The sequence below is a fragment of the Aeromonas lacus genome (assembly GCF_000764665.1).
GTDB classification, from domain to species: Bacteria; Pseudomonadota; Gammaproteobacteria; order Enterobacterales; family Aeromonadaceae; genus Aeromonas; species Aeromonas lacus.
Genome location: NZ_JRGM01000114.1, coordinates 1 through 856 on the forward strand (window position 1 = coordinate 1; position 856 = coordinate 856).

The window sequence follows — 856 nt, forward strand, 5'->3', positions numbered from 1 at the left end:
CTTTAACCTTATGTCCAAGATCAACATTTCGTTTGCTCGCTGACTCATGTGTTAGTGCTTGGCTCAGAATATTCAGAGGCCCGATCAAGTAGACCTTTTCTACGGCTCGTGTAATCGCGGTATAACACATTGTTCGATCAATATTTGGGGCCTTATCCAGAACAATGATGACTTGCTTAAACTGTGAACCCTGACTCTTGTGAATCGTCATAGCATAAGCGTGGCGAAGGGCATTGATTATATCCAACGAGATCTCTCGTTCTATGCCGTCATCCCATAGAATCTTGCCAAAGCTAGACAAAGGTTCATCGTTGCTATCATTATGTATAATTTTCATTACGTTGTAAACTTGGCAAATGGTTCCTATGGAACCATTCATCAGGTCATGAGCATAAAGGTTGGAGCAACACATTACTTTGTCATGTAGTTTAAACTCAGTATCTAAATAGTGATTTGCTTCTTCTATAAATACCTTTAATGGTTTACTGTTATTCAATGCTACGCAGCGTTTATTTATATCATTAACCATTTTGGTTGTAGCGCAAATTATTTGTGTTTCATCAGGTTTTTCTAAATATATTGAGACTGCTCTCTTTTGAATTGCATTGGCTCCATTGATATCAATATGGACGACATCATCGTAGCTAAATGTTGGAAGAACACCATTACGGATAGAGGCTGAAATAGCAGGAATGTTTGAGAGTTTATCTTGCCGACGAACCTCTGTTAGTGTGATTTTTGGAATGTCGTGTATTGGCACCAGTTCATGGAAAACAAGACCGAAATCTACAGGTGGAAGTTGCCCAATATCGCCTAACATAATTACATGTGCAGAGTTAGGAATACACCTCAATAG

The 856-nt window shown here is 38.8% G+C and carries 1 protein-coding gene; it reads right to left on the reverse strand.

Going from position 1 to position 856, the window contains the following annotated elements:
- On the reverse strand, positions 1–820 hold an 820-nt coding region (locus LG31_RS20920), incomplete at its 3' end, for an ATP-dependent DNA helicase (protein WP_238567502.1).
- Positions 821–856 lie beyond the last annotated feature (36 nt).